This window comes from Streptococcus mitis, assembly GCF_946188685.1.
Lineage (GTDB): Bacteria > Bacillota > Bacilli > Lactobacillales > Streptococcaceae > Streptococcus > Streptococcus mitis_CC.
On record NZ_CAMHWH010000003.1, the window covers coordinates 21,277 to 38,408 of the forward strand.

The 17,132-nt window shown below is 39.2% G+C and carries 17 protein-coding genes; 5 read left to right on the top strand and 12 right to left on the bottom strand.

Annotation, left to right across the window (positions count from 1 at the left end):
• The first annotated feature begins 59 nt into the window (after positions 1-59).
• Positions 60-407 carry a thioredoxin gene (locus N8N51_RS03400; RefSeq protein ID WP_023947468.1) on the top strand — a complete coding sequence of 116 codons (348 nt, stop codon included), beginning with the start codon at positions 60-62 and terminating at the stop codon, positions 405-407.
• A gap of 34 nt (positions 408-441) precedes the next feature.
• Here N8N51_RS03400 and N8N51_RS03405 read toward each other — a convergent pair whose 3' ends face one another.
• The 12 genes from N8N51_RS03405 to yjbM form a co-directional block, all read right to left on the bottom strand.
• Entirely contained in the window at positions 442-3,672 is a 3,231-nt protein-coding gene (locus N8N51_RS03405; RefSeq protein ID WP_261103573.1) for a DEAD/DEAH box helicase family protein, read from the bottom strand.
• Entirely contained in the window at positions 3,669-5,555 is a 1,887-nt protein-coding gene (locus N8N51_RS03410; protein ID WP_023947464.1) for an Eco57I restriction-modification methylase domain-containing protein, read from the bottom strand. The genes N8N51_RS03405 and N8N51_RS03410 overlap by 4 nt, the downstream gene beginning before the upstream one ends.
• Before the next feature lie 75 nt (positions 5,556-5,630).
• Positions 5,631-5,885, bottom strand: coding sequence for a type II toxin-antitoxin system RelE family toxin (locus N8N51_RS03415; protein WP_031237105.1), 255 nt, complete (start codon positions 5,883-5,885; stop codon positions 5,631-5,633).
• A 1-nt stretch (position 5,886) separates the two neighbouring features.
• Positions 5,887-6,129, bottom strand: coding sequence for a type II toxin-antitoxin system RelB family antitoxin (gene relB, locus N8N51_RS03420; RefSeq protein ID WP_031237103.1), 243 nt, complete (start codon positions 6,127-6,129; stop codon positions 5,887-5,889).
• Between the two features lie 90 nt (positions 6,130-6,219).
• The gene (locus N8N51_RS03425; protein ID WP_000004961.1) at positions 6,220-7,029 is read right to left on the bottom strand and encodes an MBL fold metallo-hydrolase; all 810 of its coding nucleotides are present in this window, start codon (positions 7,027-7,029) and stop codon (positions 6,220-6,222) included.
• The gene (gene vicK, locus N8N51_RS03430) at positions 7,022-8,380 is read right to left on the bottom strand and encodes a cell wall metabolism sensor histidine kinase VicK (protein WP_261103574.1); all 1,359 of its coding nucleotides are present in this window, start codon (positions 8,378-8,380) and stop codon (positions 7,022-7,024) included. The genes N8N51_RS03425 and vicK overlap by 8 nt, the downstream gene beginning before the upstream one ends.
• Positions 8,373-9,080, bottom strand: coding sequence for a response regulator YycF (gene yycF, locus N8N51_RS03435; protein ID WP_000722072.1), 708 nt, complete (start codon positions 9,078-9,080; stop codon positions 8,373-8,375). Before yycF ends, vicK begins: the two co-directional genes overlap by 8 nt.
• A 55-nt stretch (positions 9,081-9,135) precedes the next feature.
• Positions 9,136-10,311: an A/G-specific adenine glycosylase gene (gene mutY / locus N8N51_RS03440; protein ID WP_261103576.1), complete on the bottom strand. Its 1,176-nt coding sequence runs from the start codon at positions 10,309-10,311 to the stop codon at positions 9,136-9,138.
• 188 nt (positions 10,312-10,499) lie between these two features.
• Positions 10,500-11,474 carry a phosphate acetyltransferase gene (pta, locus tag N8N51_RS03445; protein ID WP_261103578.1) on the bottom strand — a complete coding sequence of 325 codons (975 nt, stop codon included), beginning with the start codon at positions 11,472-11,474 and terminating at the stop codon, positions 10,500-10,502.
• Between the two features lie 43 nt (positions 11,475-11,517).
• On the bottom strand, positions 11,518-12,414 hold the full coding sequence (locus N8N51_RS03450) for an RluA family pseudouridine synthase (protein WP_261012415.1): 897 nt from the start codon (positions 12,412-12,414) through the stop codon (positions 11,518-11,520).
• Positions 12,411-13,229, bottom strand: a complete 819-nt coding sequence (locus tag N8N51_RS03455) for an NAD kinase (protein ID WP_218493459.1) — start codon at positions 13,227-13,229, stop codon at positions 12,411-12,413. Before N8N51_RS03455 ends, N8N51_RS03450 begins: the two co-directional genes overlap by 4 nt.
• On the bottom strand, positions 13,213-13,884 hold the full coding sequence (yjbM, locus tag N8N51_RS03460; protein WP_000171682.1) for a GTP diphosphokinase: 672 nt from the start codon (positions 13,882-13,884) through the stop codon (positions 13,213-13,215). The genes N8N51_RS03455 and yjbM overlap by 17 nt, the downstream gene beginning before the upstream one ends.
• Before the next feature lie 128 nt (positions 13,885-14,012).
• Between yjbM and N8N51_RS03465 the strand changes: the two genes are divergently transcribed.
• From N8N51_RS03465 to N8N51_RS03480, 4 genes are all read left to right on the top strand, one after another.
• On the top strand, positions 14,013-14,582 hold the full coding sequence (locus N8N51_RS03465; protein ID WP_261103579.1) for a CYTH domain-containing protein: 570 nt from the start codon (positions 14,013-14,015) through the stop codon (positions 14,580-14,582).
• Between the two features lie 112 nt (positions 14,583-14,694).
• Positions 14,695-15,654: a ribose-phosphate diphosphokinase gene (locus N8N51_RS03470; protein ID WP_001283818.1), complete on the top strand. Its 960-nt coding sequence runs from the start codon at positions 14,695-14,697 to the stop codon at positions 15,652-15,654.
• A 9-nt stretch (positions 15,655-15,663) separates the two neighbouring features.
• Positions 15,664-16,779 carry a cysteine desulfurase family protein gene (locus N8N51_RS03475; RefSeq protein ID WP_261103581.1) on the top strand — a complete coding sequence of 372 codons (1,116 nt, stop codon included), beginning with the start codon at positions 15,664-15,666 and terminating at the stop codon, positions 16,777-16,779.
• Positions 16,780-16,783: 4 nt separating this feature from the next.
• Positions 16,784-17,131, top strand: a complete 348-nt coding sequence (locus N8N51_RS03480) for a DUF1831 domain-containing protein (protein ID WP_000863540.1) — start codon at positions 16,784-16,786, stop codon at positions 17,129-17,131.
• Position 17,132 lies beyond the last annotated feature (1 nt).

Below are 17,132 nucleotides of genomic sequence, written 5' to 3' on the forward strand. Positions count from 1 at the left end.
TAAGCAATTTTAGAAACTTTATGGCATACTAGACTTATCAATGAAAGCGAGGTAATCTCATGGAACAATTTTTAGATAATATCAAAGACCTTGAAGTCACTACAGTTGCGCGTGCGCAAGAAGCTCTTGATAAAAAAGAAACTGCAACCTTCTTTATTGGTCGCAAAACTTGTCCTTACTGCCGTAAATTTGCAGGTACTTTAGCAGGTGTCGTAGCTGAAACCAAAGCTCACATCTACTTCATCAACAGTGAAGAACCAAGCCAACTCAATGAGTTGCAAGAATTCCGCTCACGCTACGGAATCCCAACTGTACCAGGCTTTGTTCATATTGCAGATGGACAAATCAATGTTCGTTGCGACTCTTCAATGTCAGCACAAGAAATCAAAGATTTCGCTGGATTGTAAAAGATATTAAAAAGAAGGCACATTCGCCTTCTTTTTAATTATTTTCAAAATAGGAATCAACCAACTCCTGAATCCTTCCTTCTTTAGCGGCAGGAATGGTATCTTCTAAAACAAAGTTCTTTCTACTAATGTCTTGTGAGAGATTTCCAAAGATAAAATTAGTCGAGATGTTATAGATAATCTCAGATGGTGCAAATCCATAAACTTGGTTTTCTAGGATATGTTTTAAGCGTTCTTCAGGATTTGGAAATGCATCTTTTAAACCATTGCTATTATATAGTCGCTTAACCAATTCTGCAATATAGAGGCCTGATTTCATGTACAAATCAATAAATGTCTTAGATGGATCATCAAAGATACCTGGATTTTCTTTTTCAAGGTCATACACCATTCTCTTCACCACTCGTTTAGGAGTGAAAATCTGATTGGTTTTCTGCGGTGGAATATAATCAAAAATATCTTCTTTCTGATCTTTAAAATAATCTGCCAATTCCTCTTTCTTACGAAGAAATTCTTGGATTGCTTCATCAAATGTTGCTCGATCAAAGAGATGTCCTGCAAAATCTTGTCCACCATCTCTCAAATAACGAAATTGATCAATCGTAATACCAGTCACTTCAAAGAAAACATGCTCAGGAACAAAGGTATCAAAATTATCAAGTGTTAGAGTTTGATCACCATAAGCCATAATAAAACTTGGGATGGTTCGTGCAAATCCACGAAGATGGTCACGAATCTCATCTTGAGCTGATTGTTTCAACTGCTCAACACGTTTTATCTCAACCTGTTCAATAAACTTCTCAGGCATTTTTTCCACTTCTTTTTTAAGTGTTTGCTCTAGTTTTTCCTTGTGAATAAGATTGTTTTCTTCTAAACGTTTATCAAAATCTTCTTGAATCTTATCCTTTTGCTCCTTATCAACTGCTTCCTTGATTTGTTGTTGCAATTCTTCCCTGATATGAGCTTCAGAAATTTTTCTTTCGATATCGTTTTTTCGAATTTCATTCTCAAATGTTGCTGTAATTTGCTTCTTGATTTGATCTGTTTCCCGAGTTTTAAGGTTGTATTCACCTTTCAAATCTTCTACAATCACTGAAGAAACCGTCTTACTCAAATCATTAACCAGCTGTTTTTGAGTTCTGTCCTCATCCTTAGTGAACAAATCTGTAACAGATTGACTAAGTCCATAGACTTTTTCACCAAAAAGTCGCATTTGCTGATTAACTACAATTTCATGGTCAACTACTGCATTGCCCTCATCATCTACTGTAACATCTGAAAAGTCTAATAGTTCAGAAGATGTTTGTAACTTCCCTTCCTTTTCAACTGGGAGTTCATTTAAAATGTCTAGAACGGTTTGACTAGCTTGGAAAATACCGCTGATATTATCAAATAAGAGATTGGACATAAAGCCTCGTTTAAGAACTTCTCTAGCTTTAATCTGGCGAGGGATAGTTAGAACCGCCTTGGCATCAATTTCAACCATCTTACCAGCACGATCTTCAGCTATGACAGGGAAGAAATTTAGTAATTCTCTGATGTTTTCTTCACGAGTTGTCGAAGTCCCACCTCCTCCTGCAGTTGCAAGCGATAAGTTGTTGGCAAACTCATCAAAGAGAATCAAGGTTCTTTCCGGCGCAAAGTCAAATACATAGGATTTTTCTTTGCGGAAATGATTTCCTTTGCTATCGGTCCATGAATATGGGTTTTGAGCACGGAAAGCAGCCTGCATATAAAGGGCGGGTGATTTTAAGTTTGATAACATCAATACCCCTGTCGTCAACTGACCGACGGATAGGGTAATAGTTTTGTCATTCTCCGCTATCGCCTTTCTAACCAAATCTAAGGATTTGAGTTTGACTTTATCGTCTTCTTCGGACATACGTCCATCACCTGCAGCTAGAACAATCTCATAGTTTTCATAAATTGGGTGTTCTTCTAGTAGTGCTTTTAAAGCTTTAGCTGAGGCTACACGTTCTAACAGCCAAAAAGTATGCTTGAGTTCATTACGAAGTTCTTTGGTTGAAAATGGATACTTTTCATTGCTTGATAGAGTATTTAGCCAATTTTTGACATCTTGCTCATGGATAAATTTACCTTTATCATCTGTTGCGAAGAACTCACTCAAGTCAAAAGCATAGTCGATGTTCTCTCCATCGAGTTGAGCACCTTTTTCTAACTCCTCACTAATCATCTGAGACATTTGATAGGTAAAGAGATTTAACTGAGGCAAGTTCTCATATGGATTTTCCTCTTCTTGCTCAGGCGACCAAGTAGTTTTAGCTGCCTGCTCATCAGCATAAGACCAGTTGTAGATTTGATCCTCTGTAAAATCTCCTTTGGCCAATGCCTTAAATGGTGTACCTGACAAATGCAGAGTGAAATTCCGTCGAATTTTATTAAAAGCTTGGTCTGTCTTAAAGGTATCAACTCCTTCATGAGCCTCATCAATAACCAATAAATCCCAGTGGAGATCTGTAACCCATTTAAGTTTGTTATGCTCTCCACCTAGATAAGCAGAGCCTTTCAAGTCTTGGAGACTGATAAAAGCAAGTTGTCTTACATCGTCATCTAAAATACCAACAAATTCTTTTCGTGACAAGGTTGGACGACTTTTAAGGCTATCCGATTCAGAAACAAACTTGTAAGTCGTTTGACCTGCTATGAATTTTTCAAAATCATCATACCATGAGTTGGCAATGGCCGGTCTGTTTGTTACAATCAGAACATTGGCAGCATCCATTCGTCGAGCTAGGTCGTAGGTAGATAAGGTTTTACCAAAGCGTGGTTTGGCATTCCAGAGGAACTTCCCTCCTGGATGATTCTGGAAATAAGCTAAGGTCTTAGAAACTGCTTCTTCTTGCTCTTGTCGAAGAGTATAGTCCTTTCCTTGACCAGGCTGATAACCTGACAAATCATGCTGAACAAACTTATCAAAAAGATTTTTTGATTTCTCAGGAGTTCCATTAAAGTAAAACCATTCCGTCTTGGGACGACGTTCCACATCATGGAAAGAAAGGAAATGGTGGAAATCATGGTCCTTAAAAGTCTTTCCCTTATCAGGTTCTTCTGTATAGGTCGCATCTCCAGTCCACAATATGTCTGTATCTATATGAGCAGTATGCGTTTGCTCCTTGATACGTTGTGTGACATCACGCTCCGTATAACCAATCTTAATCCAGCCCTCATTACTAGTTACCGTAGGAGTGGTGTAGGCATAGATTTTAGGATGAATCTCTTTAGAAGTTTTAATTTCTACCATCAATCCATCTCCCTTACATGAGTCTCAATAAAGGCAATGTGCTCTGGAGTGAGGTCAAAATATTCATATAACTGTCGGTCAATGTCTGATACCGACTGTGACCAGTCAATATCAGAATTGACCGAAAAATTAAATAAAGGTACTTTTGCCCACTTTTCTTTAGTGTTGTCCTGTGTAATTTTTAATACTCCCAACAATGCTCTTGCAAACTTTGTTTTGATGTATTTTAAACAATTAGAAGCCTCTGTATAAGTTTCAAAACCACCAATAGAAAGAAATGTCTCTGTAGCCCCGATTAGGGGTTCCCCGATTAGGGGTGTAGATAATACTTCACCTATTGCCCCACTTCCATTTGATTTTGGAATAAAAACTTTATATTTATAAAAGTGGTCAGGTAATGCAAAATTTTTTTCATCTGCATAATAATATACACGTTTTGAATTATACAACCCTAAAAAAGAAATCTGACTATCAAATTTCTTTTCTTCAGAGAAGATGATATTCTTTAAAATTCTAAAAGCACCTGACCCTACATCATATTTATGTCCTTTAGATTGTATTTTTTCAATTTCTGGATATTCTTCTAAAGCTCTTTTTGATAATTTATATACTCCTCTACCACTAACAATCTTAGTGAAAGAATCTAAATTTTTTGACATCACTAGATGTAAGATCTCATTTAATTCTTTAAATGGAGTAAAGGTATCAATTGGTTCAAATAAACTATTATTATCTTGATAAATGATTGCAACTCCACCTTTTATATCTGTACCTGAAAAAACCTTTGACGAGTCTTGTTCATAATATTCAACTTTAACGTGTTCATTTGTTAAAATTTTGTTATTCCAACTTTTTGGAGTTCCACCAGCATTAAACAAAAATCTTCCGGGAGTTATTAAAATGCTTCTATCAGCTATTTTAACCGATTCATCAAGAAAATTATGATAAACAGGAGGAGCAAATGAAATATTTTCTCCTAATGTATTATCCTGATACGGCGGATTTCCTATCACGACATCAAATTTCATTTCACTTTCCTCACTAGATAGGCGCTCAAAACCTATCATTTTATTCTTTTTCCAGTCTTTGATTTGGGTTTTAGATTCTTCTGCTTGTTCTACTTCCAGCTCATCGGGAAACAAGCTTAACTGTTGAGATTGTCCTTGTGTAGCTGAGTAGGGACTGTTTTTTTTCAATCCATCCATCTGAAAGACATTGTAGGATATAATAGTCGCAATTTCTTTCTTTTGCTCTAAGGTCGGTTGATTTCCAGTCTTTGCAAGATAGTAGTCCTCAAATGTTGTTAAAAGATTTTCACGCGCCAAAAGCAGAGAATCCCCTTGGTACTCATATCCATAAGAAGCTTGATAAGCTTTTTTTACAAGGTCATAAAAGGTGACTTCATCTGAAACCTCACGACTAATGCGCTGCAATTTTCTATCAACAAAACCAACTCGCTCAGATAATGGAATTTCCTCACCAGTTACCGTATCATATCTCGTTACCATATAAGGTGCTTCACCACAAGTTATCTCCAACAACCTTAGGTCAACATACTCCTCAAGATTTAAAGAGCCTAGTTCCGATTCTACATATCCATTTTGCTTTGCGACCAACCAAGTTGGTGTAAACACTTCTGCCCTTATCTTTGTACGATCTTTTTGCTCATACTTGGATTTTTCAGATCTGGGCTGAATCAAGTTAGCATAGTTTCCCGTCACCCTACTTGGAGTGATGCGATCACTTGGAGCAAATCCCTTTCCTAACAATTCATAAGAATGCGTAGCCCAAACAATTGATTTCTTTGTCGTTCGATCTTTTAAAAGAATTTTTAATAAGTCAGCCGATTCTTTAGATAAACTTTCTTCACTAATATCTATTGTCATAAGCAACCTCTCTTATATTGTAATCCCTATTATATCATGTTTTAAAGAATGAAAATTTACTTGGAAAAAAGTAATTCAATAAATATCTCTCCGATGACCAACTTCTAGAGTAGCAACGACTAATTCATCATCTACAATTTGTACGATAACTCGATAATTACCAATTCTATAGCGCCATTGACCAACGCGATTACCAACCAAAGCCTTTCCGTGTCGTCTTGGGTCTTCCAAAACATTGGTTTGTAAATAGTTTGTAATTATCTTCTGCGTATAACGATCCAATTTTTTCAATTGCTTGATGAAACGTCTTGTTGGAACTAATTTATACAAATTATTCATCCTCCAAGCCTAAATCATGCATCATTTCTTCCCAAGTAACGGGTTCAACTCCTTTTTCCAAGTCTTCTAAATACTCTTGATAGGCTAAATCTGCCACACGAGCATCGTATTCGTCTTCTAGAGCTTCAAGAGTTTTGGTGCGGATAAGTTCCGACAGGGAAACTCCTTCAAACTTAGCCATCGCTTTCATAAATGTTTTGTCAGCTTCAGAAACTTTTAATGTAATAGTAGTCATCTTTTGCGCTCCCTTTTTTAATAGTAACACCATTGTATTACTTTTTAGGTATTCAGTCAATATAAAAAGAACACCTTCTTAGCGTTCTTTCTAAATATCTGTCAATGGTGTTGCGGTATCTGGTGAGGTATCATATACCTTAAAGTCTACTCCTACACCTAGATCAGCCTGTGCCAGCTGATTGACCATGGTCATGTGAGCCAGTTCCTTGATATTATTTTCCTTAGATAAATGTCCAAGGTAGATTTTCTTAGTGCGATTCCCAAGTGTCCGAATCATAGCTTCAGCACCGTCCTCGTTAGAAAGGTGACCGAGATCTGATAGGATTCGTTGTTTGAGTCGCCAAGCGTAAGAACCTGCTCGCAAAATCTCTACATCATGGTTGGACTCGATAAGATAGCCATCTGCATTCTCGACAATTCCTGCCATACGGTCACTAACATAACCTGTATCTGTCAAAAGAACAAAACTCTTGTCATCCTTCATAAAGCGATAGAACTGCGGTGCGACTGCATCATGGCTTACACCAAAACTCTCGATGTCAATATCTCCAAAGGTTTTGGTTTTGCCCATCTCAAAGATATGCTTTTGCGAAGAATCCACCTTGCCAAGATACTTGCTATTTTCCATGGCCTGCCAAGTCTTTTCATTGGCGTACAAATCCATACCATACTTGCGAGCCAAAACACCCACTCCATGAATATGGTCAGAATGCTCATGCGTAATCAAGATGGCATCCAAGTCCTCTGGTTTGCGATTTATTTCAGCAAGTAAGCTGGTAATTTTCTTGCCCGACAAGCCTGCATCCACTAAAAGTTTCTTTTTTGGGGTTTCCAGATAAAAGGAATTTCCACTGGAACCCGACGCTAAAATACTGTATTTAAAGCCTGTTTCACTCATTCTGGTCTTCTATTTCGTCCTCCCATACTTCTTCCTTCACTGCATCCTTATCATAAGGGAGCACAATTGTGAAAGTTGATCCCTTACCGTATTCACTCTTGGCCCAAATAAAGCCATTATGCTGTTTGATAATTTCCTTAGCAATAGACAGTCCCAGACCTGTTCCACCTTGGGCACGACTTCTAGCACGATCCACACGATAAAAACGGTCAAAGATACGTGGTAAATCCTGCTTAGGAATACCCAAGCCTTGGTCTGAGATAGATAAAATCATCTGATCATCAGTTGTCTTCATTGTCACTTTAATTTTACCACCATCTGGTGAATACTTGATGGCATTGTTGAGAATATTATCAATCACCTGCGTCATCTTGTCTGTATCAATTTCAATCCAGACAGAGGTAATCGGATAATCTCTAACCAATTCATATTTCTTCTCTTCGTCTGGTCCCCTCATCTTATCAAAACGGTTAAGAATAAAGGTAATAAAGGCAGTGAAGTTAATCAGTTCCACATCTAGATGACTGGTTGCATTATCAATCCGTGAAAGATGGAGAAGATCCGTCACCATCCGCATCATACGGTTTGTTTCGTCTAGAGACACCTTGATAAAGTCTGGAGCGACAGGTTCTGACAAGGCACCCTCATCCAAGGCTTCAAGATAGGATTTTACGCTGGTCAGAGGCGTCCGTAGCTCATGACTAACGTTGGAAACAAAGAGCCTCCGTTCCCGTTCTTCCTTCTCCTGCTCCGTCGTATCATGCAAAACTGCAACCAAACCTGAGATAAAGCCAGACTCTCGACGAACCAAGGCAAAACGTACACGAAGGCTCAGATATTCACCATTGGCATCCTGAGAATCAATCATAAGCTCAGGAACTTGGGTAATCAAATCACGAAGTTCATACTCATCTTCAATCTCAAGCAATTCTAGGATACTTTTGTTTAGAACATCTTCTTTCTGAACACCTAACTGTTTCTTAGCCATGTCATTAATCATGGTAATCTTGCCACGACGATTGGTCGCAAGGACTCCGTCCGTCATATAAGAGAGGATACTATGTAATCGTTTACTCTCTTGTTCCAGATTTTCTTGAGTCAAACGGATTACTTCTGATAAATCATTGAGATTATTGGTAATATTAGTGATTTCAGAGCTTCCCTGCATATCCAATACCTGAGAATAATCTCCTGCAATCAGGTCTTTCACCTTTTGATTAATTTGCTTCAACCGAATATTATCTCGCCGATTTTCTAGCAAAAGCAAGGTAACAATCAAGATAAAACCCAATAAAATTAAAATGAAGATAAAATCACTAGTAAGAATATTTTTTCTAATAAATTCAATCATTATTTCTCATATAATAACCAACACCGCGACGTGTTAGGATATACTCTGGACGACTTGGTGTATCTTCAATCTTCTCACGCAAACGTCTGATAGTTACGTCAACAGTCCGAACATCTCCGAAATAATCATAACCCCAGACCGTTTCAAGCAAGTGTTCACGGGTAATCACTTGACCAATATGAGAAGCCAAGTGATACAAAAGCTCAAATTCACGGTGGGTTAAGTCTAGTTCTTCACCGTATTTTTTAGCTACATAAGCATCTGGTACAATCTCCAAGTCCCCAATTTGCAAAGGTTGGGTTTTCTTTTCATCTGACTCTTGATTATCTACAGAAACCAAGTCCGTACGACGAAGAAGAGCTTTAACACGCGCCTGCAACTCACGATTTGAGAAGGGTTTGGTTACATAGTCATCCGCTCCAAGCTCTAAACCGATAACCTTATCAAATTCGCTATCCTTAGCAGAAAGCATGATAATAGGTACACTACTCGTCTTACGAATAGTCTTTGCAACTTCTAAACCATCAATTTCGGGAAGCATCAAATCCAGAATAATAATATCTGGTTGCTCTGCTTCAAATTGTTCTAGTGCTTCACGACCATTAAAAGCAGTTACAACCTCGTAACCTTCCTTGGTCATATTAAACTTGATAATATCCGAGATTGGTTTTTCATCATCTACAATTAATATTTTTTTCATTTGTTCACCTTTTTCTCTACTATTATATCAAAAAAATAACAAGAAGACACAATAGCTAGTCTTTGCTACTGTCTAAGTTGGCTTGTGCATAAGCCTGCCAGATTTTTTGTTGGGGTTTGGCAAGTGGAACATCCTTAAACTCTTCTGGTGAAAGCCAGCGAACTTCCCTATCGGAAAAGTCATGGAAGTCAGTCACCTGGCCTGCTACAATTTGAACATGCCACTTGCGATGACTAAAGACATGCTTAACAGTGTCAAAATAAATATCAAGCCAATCAACATCTAGGTCATAGTCCTGCTGGAAACTCTCTTCTGGACTGGGTCCAAAATTCACACTTTCTTCTGCAACCTGATGGAAGAGGTCAAACTGCTCCTCTTGCGAAAAGTCATCTACTTCTACCAGTGGGAAATGCCAAAAACCTGCCAATAGCTTTTCACTTTCATTTTTTTCAAGTAAAAATTGTCCCTGAGTATTTTTGACCACCAAGGCTTTAAGATAAATTGGGACAGGCTTTTTCTTGGGAGCCTTGATTGGATAACGGTCCATTGTTCCATTCTGATATGCCGCACTGAAGTCCTTAACTGGGCTTTCTTCTGGTCTGGGATTTACAGGCGCCTCAATATCAGATCCTAAGTCCATCAATGCTTGATTAAAGTCACCTGGCCGTTCTGGGTCAATCAAGATTTCCATCATTGCCTGAAAAATTTTACGATTACTTGGAATCCCAATATCGTGATTAACTTCAAATAGACGCGCCAAAACACGCATGACATTACCATCTACAGCCGGCTCAGGCAAATTAAAAGCAATACTGGATATGGCTCCTGCTGTGTAAGGTCCAATACCTTTTAAGATGGAAATTCCTTCATAGGTGTTTGGGAATTGACCACCAAAGTCTGTCATAATCTGCTGAGCCGCAACCTGCATATTACGAACTCGAGAATAATAACCCAAACCTTCCCAAGCCTTCAACAAACGCTCTTCAGGGGCAGTTGACAAACTTTCCACTGTTGGAAACCAGTCCAAGAATCGTTCGTAGTAAGGGATAACTGTATCCACCCTGGTCTGCTGGAGCATGATTTCAGATACCCAGATATGATAAGGATTTTTACTTCTACGCCACGGTAAATCTCTTTTGTTTTCATCATACCAAGTGAGAAGTTTCTCACGGAAAGAAACAATCTTCTCCTCCGGCCACATGACAATACCGTATTCTTTCAAATTTAACATATCTCTAGTATAACACAGAAGACTCTAACTGTCCTTTTCCTAGTATTAATACTCTTCGAAAATCAAATTCAAACCACGTCAACGTCGCCTTGCCGTACTCAAGTACAGCCTGCGACTAGTTTCCTAGTTTGCTCTTTGATTTTCATTGAGTATAAAAAGCCTCTTCCCAAAGGAAAGAGGACTAAATCTTATTGATGAACAGCTTGAGCTGCTGTGATAAGAGTCAACTTGTACACATCATCAGCATTACATCCACGCGAGAGGTCGTTAACTGGCTTGTTCAAACCTTGCAAAACAGGTCCAACAGCCGCAAAACCACCAAGGCGTTCTGCCATCTTGTAACCGATATTTCCTGCCTCGATACCTGGGAAGATGAAGACATTTGCTTGACCAGCTACCGTACTTCCAGGAGCTTTTAGAGTTGCAGTTTCTGGAACGAAGGCTGCATCAAATTGCAATTCCCCATCGATTTCAAGGTCGGGACGCAAGTCGTGAGCAATTTTAGTTGCTTCAACAACCTTATCAACGCTTTCTCCAAATCCTGAACCTTTAGTAGAATAGCTTAGCATAGCAATTTTAGGCTCGATGCCAAACATCTTAGCTGTGATTGCTGAGTTGATGGCAATTTCAGCCAAGGCTTCTGCATCTGGATTGATGTTGATGGCACAGTCTCCAAATAAGTAACGTTCAGTACCACGAACCATGAGAAAGGCACCTGAAGTACGAGTTACATTTGGACGAGTTTTGATGATTTGAAGGGCTGGACGAACTGTTGAAGCAGTTGAGTGAATCGCACCTGACACCATTCCATCAACCAAGCCCAAGTAAACCAACATAACACCAAAATAGTTGACATCTTCAACCAAAACCTTGCGTGCATCTTCTTCAGACATTTTGCCCTTGCGACGCTCTACCAAGGCAGCGACCATTTCTTCAAATTGAGGATAATGTTGAGGGTCGATGACTTCATAACCATCCTCGATGCCTTCGATTTCAAGATAAATTTTAATTTTTTCAGGATTTCCAAGCAAAACAGGAATCACTTCTGTTTCTTTTACCAGGCGTTTAGTTGCTTGAAGAATACGAGGTTCTTCCCCTTCAGGGAGAACGATACGAGCATTTTTACCAACCAGGTTGGCTTTGAGACTTTCAAAAACTTCCATGAGTTTTCTCCTTTAAGATAATAATTATACTCTGAAACAGTTTTTATAGAGTATTAGTTGATAACTGGGTAATAAGGTTACTGAAATCATCCGGCAAGGGACTTTCTAACTGCAAGTCTTGCTCTAGAAAAGGATGATAAAAGGATAGGTAATGGCAATGTAGGGCTTGGCGCTGAATTCCATCATCTAGACTACCACCGTACAAGTCATCTCCCAACAAAGGAAAACCAATATGAGAAAAGTGGACTCGGATTTGGTGGGTTCGCCCAGTGTGCAGGCGAATATCGACCAAGTGAATATTTCCATAAGAAGCTACAATACTGTAAGAAGTATGAGCATACTTTCCACCTTTAGCTACACGTCTGGTAATAATGGAGTCTTCATCACGCGCAATCGGGGCAATAATTTCCCCCTCTGACTCCAAGTATCCTTCACCTTTAACCAAAGCAAAGTAGCGTTTCTCGATAGATTTTTTCTGCAACTGCTTGTCTAGTCGTGCATGGGCATAGCCGTGCTTGGCAAAGAGCATCAAGCCAGAAGTGTCCCTATCGAGCCTAGTCACAATGTGAACCTGCTGATTTTCATAGTTTTGCTTGACATAGTAACCCTTAATAAAATTGGCAATGGTATTGGAGTGATTGACACTAGGAATAGAAGCCACTCCATAGGGTTTATTCAAGACTAGAAAATGATCATCCTCATAGAGAATGTCTAATGGTCTCTCGATAGCTTCGAGAGTTTCAAAGCCTTCCTCAGCGGGAATATCAATGGTAACTCGGTCTCCAATATCCAATAGATAGGTTGCATTTTGCGGTTGGTCATTTACCAGAATAGCTCCACCTCGAAACTTAATCTTAGCTAGCAGCCCCTTAGAAACCTCGTGCTTTTTTAAAAAGGTCTTAACCTTAACATGCTCATCTGCGATAAATTCAAACCTCATTCGTCCACCTCGCCGATGAAAGCATCCTTCACACGGTTCCAGAAACTGGTATGGCTAGGTGATGCCACAAAGTGAATCTTATGATGGTCGATTTGATACTCAATTCGTTCAATATTACGGAAGGAATAAACGCTATTGTCAACCGAAATAGTATGGTAATCGTTTCTCGTTGGAATGAGTTCAATCTTATCCTTCTTAGGAACAATAATGGAAGAGCCCAATGTTCGATAGACACGATTATTAAGGCTGGCAATTTCCGTCAACTGAAGAGCTTCAATGGTAGGATGCAAAACAGCTCCACCAAGTGATTTGTTATAGGCTGTACTACCAGTCGGTGTCGAAACTGTTAGCCCATCTCCACGAAAACGCTCAAAGGGAACACCATTGATTACAACATCCGCCACCATGGTTCGATCAGACCTGCGGATACTGGCTTCATTTAATGCTCTAAAAATCTTCACTTCACCATTTTCAAGAAAGACCTTCACATTCAGAACAGGGTAAGAGACTCTTGCTCCGGTATCTAGCTGCAAATTAGTCACTAGCTTGTCCAACTCAAAATCACGGTAGTCCGTATAGAAGCCCAAATGTCCAGTGTGAACACCAATGAAGCGGACCTTGTCAAGCTGGTTTTCGTACTTATGAAAGGCCGACAAGAGCATACCATCCCCACCAATAGAGATGACAATGTCCGGATTGGTATCATTGAGTATAAACTGATTTCTCTTCAAACGATCTCGCAATTCATACAAAACCCTTTGACTCTGCGGTTTTCTATTAGCTATCAGGTCAATTCGTTTACCTGTATTCTTCATCTGTATCGTCACTGTTTCCTACACCATCATTTAATTTTCTACTCAAAGGATCAAAAAGAGCCTGAGCTTCTTGGATATCATCACGTATTTTCCCCATTTCTTCATCCAACTGATGGGCAATCTTGGCCGTGATTTCCAGTCGCTTCTTTATCTCCTCTGGGAAATCCCCTTGGTACTTGTAGTTGAGAGAATGTTCTATCGTTGCCCAGAAATTCATGGCCAAGGTACGAATTTGAATTTCCGCCAAAATAGTCTTGGCACCATTGATAGTATCAACCGTATATTCTACTACCACGTGATAGGAACGATAGCCTGATGCTTTTCGATGAGTAATGTAATCTCGCTCCTGTATGATCCGCATATCCTGACGTTTGCGCAAAATCTCCACTACTTCCTTAACGTCATCTACAAACTGAACCATCACACGCAAACCAGCAATATCTTGCAAATCGTGCTCTAAGGTCGCATAAGTAATGCCACGACGAGCCATTTTCTCCTTGATACTCTCAATTGGCTTGACTCGACCAGTCACAAACTCAATCGGAGAATGCTTATTTTGCTTGCGATATTGCTTCCGAATACCACGTAGTTTAATCTTTAACTCACCAACAGCTTGAATGTAAGGGTCTAGAAATTCTTCCCATTCTAAGGTCATATATTCTCCCTTGTTCTCATATTATCCTTCAAAAATATCTTTGATTTTTTCTCTAGATTCATATACAATAAATACAATGCTTATTATACCATAAATCCGCTTTCAACGATAAAGAAAAGGTAAGAAAAATGAAACATTTAGAAATTGAATTGAAAACACTCTTGAAAAAAGATGAATACAATCGTCTAAAGGACCAGTTCACAGACGTCACTCCTGTTCTTCAAAAAAATTACTACATAGACACGCCTGATTTTGAACTGCGAGAAAAGAAAGTTGCTATGCGCATTCGAACCTTTGAAGACTGGGCAGAATTGACACTCAAAGTCCCGCAAAGTGTTGGAAACATGGAATACAATCAAAAATTGCAACTAAAAGATGCTGAAAACTATCTGGCTAAGGAAGAACTTCCTCAGGGACTGATTCTTAATGAATTGGCGAAACATGGTATTAAAACAAGTGAATGGCAGATCCTTGGTTGTCTAACGACACTTCGCTATGAAATGCAAACAGCTATTGGTCTCATGGCGCTGGATGAAAGTCAGTACTTTGATATTACAGATTACGAATTAGAGCTTGAAGTTGAAAATCACGAGCAAGGCAAACAGGATTTCCAGCAATTTTTAGAGGAAAATCAGATTTCCTACCAAAAAGCCCCTTCAAAATTGGTTCGATTTGTCAAAAGCATGAAAAATAGCTGAAATAATCTCCATTTTTTGGTAAAATAGAAAAGATAAAAATACACAAATCCTAGTTCATATATGCAAGACAAATATCACTGGGATTTATAAAGTTTACAGAGGACGGTCTATAATGTCAGATAGAAAAAATATGAAACTTTTCGCACTCAACTCTAACCAAGAGATTGCACAGAAAATTGCTCAAGCTGTTGGTGTCCCACTTGGAAAACTATCATCACGTCAATTTTCAGATGGAGAAATCCAAGTAAATATCGAAGAAAGTGTCCGTGGTTATGATGTTTACATCATCCAATCAACAAGTTTCCCTGTTAACAACCACCTAATGGAATTGTTAATTATGGTCGACGCTTGTGTGCGCGCAAGTGCCCACAGTATCAACGTTGTTCTTCCATATTTTGGCTATGCACGTCAAGACCGCATTGCTTCACCACGTGAGCCACTCACAGCAAAACTAGTTGCTAATATGCTGGTTAAGGCTGGTGTTGACCGTATCCTTACACTTGATTTACATGCCGTTCAGGTTCAAGGCTTCTTTGATATTCCTGTCGATAACCTCTTCACAGTTCCTCTATTTGCAAAACATTATTGCGATAAGGGATTACTTGGGTCAGATGTTGTTGTTGTTAGCCCTAAAAATTCAGGGGTGAAACGCGCTCGTAGCTTGGCTGAGTATCTTGATGCTCCTATCGCCATTATCGACTACCCTCAAGACGATGCAACTCGTAACGAAGGTTATATTATTGGTGATGTTGAAGGTAAGAAAGCCATCTTGATTGATGATATTCTTAACACAGGACGTACCTTCTCTGAAGCTGCTAAAATCGTTGAACGTGAAGGGGCTACAGAAATTTATGCTGTTTCTAGTCATGGTCTCTTCGTCGAAGGAGCTGCTGAACTTCTTGATAATACTAATATTAAAGAAATTCTTGTGACTGATTCAGTAGCAACAAAAGAAAAAACTCCTAAAAACGTATGCTACATCACTGCTAGTGAGTTAATTGGTGATGCTATCGTCCGTATCCACGAAAGAAAACCAGTCAGCCCACTCTTTGCCTACAACAAAAAGAAATAAGGTGATTCTTTGATTTATTTGGACAATGCTGCAACGACTCCCATGTCAGCAGTTGCTATTTCAGCGATGACCAAGGTTATGCAAGAAACCCACGGAAATCCATCTAGTATTCATGGTCATGGTCGTCAAGCTGGCAAACTCTTGCGAGAAGCCCGTCAGGAACTAGCTCAGTTACTGGGGACAAAACCTCAACATATCTTTTTCACTTCTGGTGGGACAGAAGGCAACAATACTGCCATCATTGGCTACTGCCTTCGTCATCAAGAACAAGGAAAACATATCATCACAACTGCCATTGAGCACCATGCCGTCCTTGAAACAATTGATTACTTGGTTCAACACTTTGGTTTTGAAGCAACCATTATCCAGCCAGAAAATCAAGAAATCACAGCCCAACAAATTCAAAAAGCTTTACGTGACGATACGATTTTGGTTTCTACCATGTTTGCCAATAATGAGACAGGAAACCTACTGCCCATTGCTGAAATTGGCCAAATACTCAAGCAACACCCTGCTGCCTATCATGTTGATGCAGTTCAAGCTATTGGTAAAATACCAATTCAACCCGAAGAATTGGGCATTGATTTTCTCACTGCTTCTGCCCATAAATTCCATGGTCCTAAGGGAATCGGCTTTCTCTACGCATCTAGCATGGACTTTGATTCCTATCTACATGGCGGAGACCAAGAACAGAAAAAACGTGCAGGGACTGAAAATCTGGCTGCCATCGTAGGCATGCTTGCAGCCCTAAAAGAAGACCTAGAAAAGCAAGAAGAACATTTTCAACATATACAAAATCTAGAAACTGCTTTTCTTGCAGAGCTAGAAGGAATTCAATATTACCTGAATAGAGGACAACATCATCTTCCTTATGTTCTCAATATCGGATTTCCTGGCCAGAAAAATGACCTCTTACTTCTTCGTCTAGATTTGGCTGGAATTTCAATCTCTACTGGCTCAGCCTGCACGGCAGGTATTGTACAATCCAGCCATGTTCTTGAAGCCATGTACGGGGCAAATTCAGAACGTCTGAAGGAATCCGTTCGTATCAGTTTGTCGCCACAAAATACTGTTGAAGACCTACATACCCTCGCAAAAACCTTAAAAGAAATTATCGGAGGTTAGCCATATGGCATTTGAAAAAACCATTCAGTTAAAAAATTGTCGTTACGACTACACTCTTAGCCCTTCTGTTAAAAAATTCACCCTTAAGGACAACACCTTTTTTGAGACTAAGGTTGGGAACTATGAATTGACTCGCCTTTTGGAAAAAGTTCCGAACAGCGGTGAGGGATTCCAACTCAAAATCATCATTAACAAGGAACTTACAGGTGCTAAAATCAATATCACTGACAAATTTGGGCTACGTCTAGTTGATATTTTCAAATCAGAAGACCACCACATTCATCAGGAAAAATTCTACTTCCTCATGGATAGCTTGGTAGAACGTGGTGTCTTTACAAAATCGGAAAGATAGA

Bases quoted from the DNA above. Each gene is read 5' to 3' on its own strand.
- N8N51_RS03455 (WP_218493459.1), bottom strand. From the start codon at position 13,229: ATGAAGAATACAGGTAAACGAATTGACCTGATAGCTAATAGAAAACCG.
- yycF (WP_000722072.1), bottom strand. From the start codon at position 9,080: ATGAAAAAAATATTAATTGTAGATGATGAAAAACCAATCTCGGATATT.
- vicK (WP_261103574.1), bottom strand. From the start codon at position 8,380: ATGATTGAATTTATTAGAAAAAATATTCTTACTAGTGATTTTATCTTC.
- N8N51_RS03450 (WP_261012415.1), bottom strand. From the start codon at position 12,414: ATGAGGTTTGAATTTATCGCAGATGAGCATGTTAAGGTTAAGACCTTT.
- yjbM (WP_000171682.1), bottom strand. From the start codon at position 13,884: ATGACCTTAGAATGGGAAGAATTTCTAGACCCTTACATTCAAGCTGTT.
- N8N51_RS03410 (WP_023947464.1), bottom strand. From the start codon at position 5,555: ATGACAATAGATATTAGTGAAGAAAGTTTATCTAAAGAATCGGCTGAC.
- N8N51_RS03425 (WP_000004961.1), bottom strand. From the start codon at position 7,029: ATGAGTGAAACAGGCTTTAAATACAGTATTTTAGCGTCGGGTTCCAGT.
- pta (WP_261103578.1), bottom strand. From the start codon at position 11,474: ATGGAAGTTTTTGAAAGTCTCAAAGCCAACCTGGTTGGTAAAAATGCT.
- mutY (WP_261103576.1), bottom strand. From the start codon at position 10,311: ATGTTAAATTTGAAAGAATACGGTATTGTCATGTGGCCGGAGGAGAAG.
- relB (WP_031237103.1), bottom strand. From the start codon at position 6,129: ATGACTACTATTACATTAAAAGTTTCTGAAGCTGACAAAACATTTATG.
- N8N51_RS03465 (WP_261103579.1), top strand. From the start codon at position 14,013: ATGAAACATTTAGAAATTGAATTGAAAACACTCTTGAAAAAAGATGAA.
- N8N51_RS03400 (WP_023947468.1), top strand. From the start codon at position 60: ATGGAACAATTTTTAGATAATATCAAAGACCTTGAAGTCACTACAGTT.
- N8N51_RS03470 (WP_001283818.1), top strand. From the start codon at position 14,695: ATGTCAGATAGAAAAAATATGAAACTTTTCGCACTCAACTCTAACCAA.
- N8N51_RS03480 (WP_000863540.1), top strand. From the start codon at position 16,784: ATGGCATTTGAAAAAACCATTCAGTTAAAAAATTGTCGTTACGACTAC.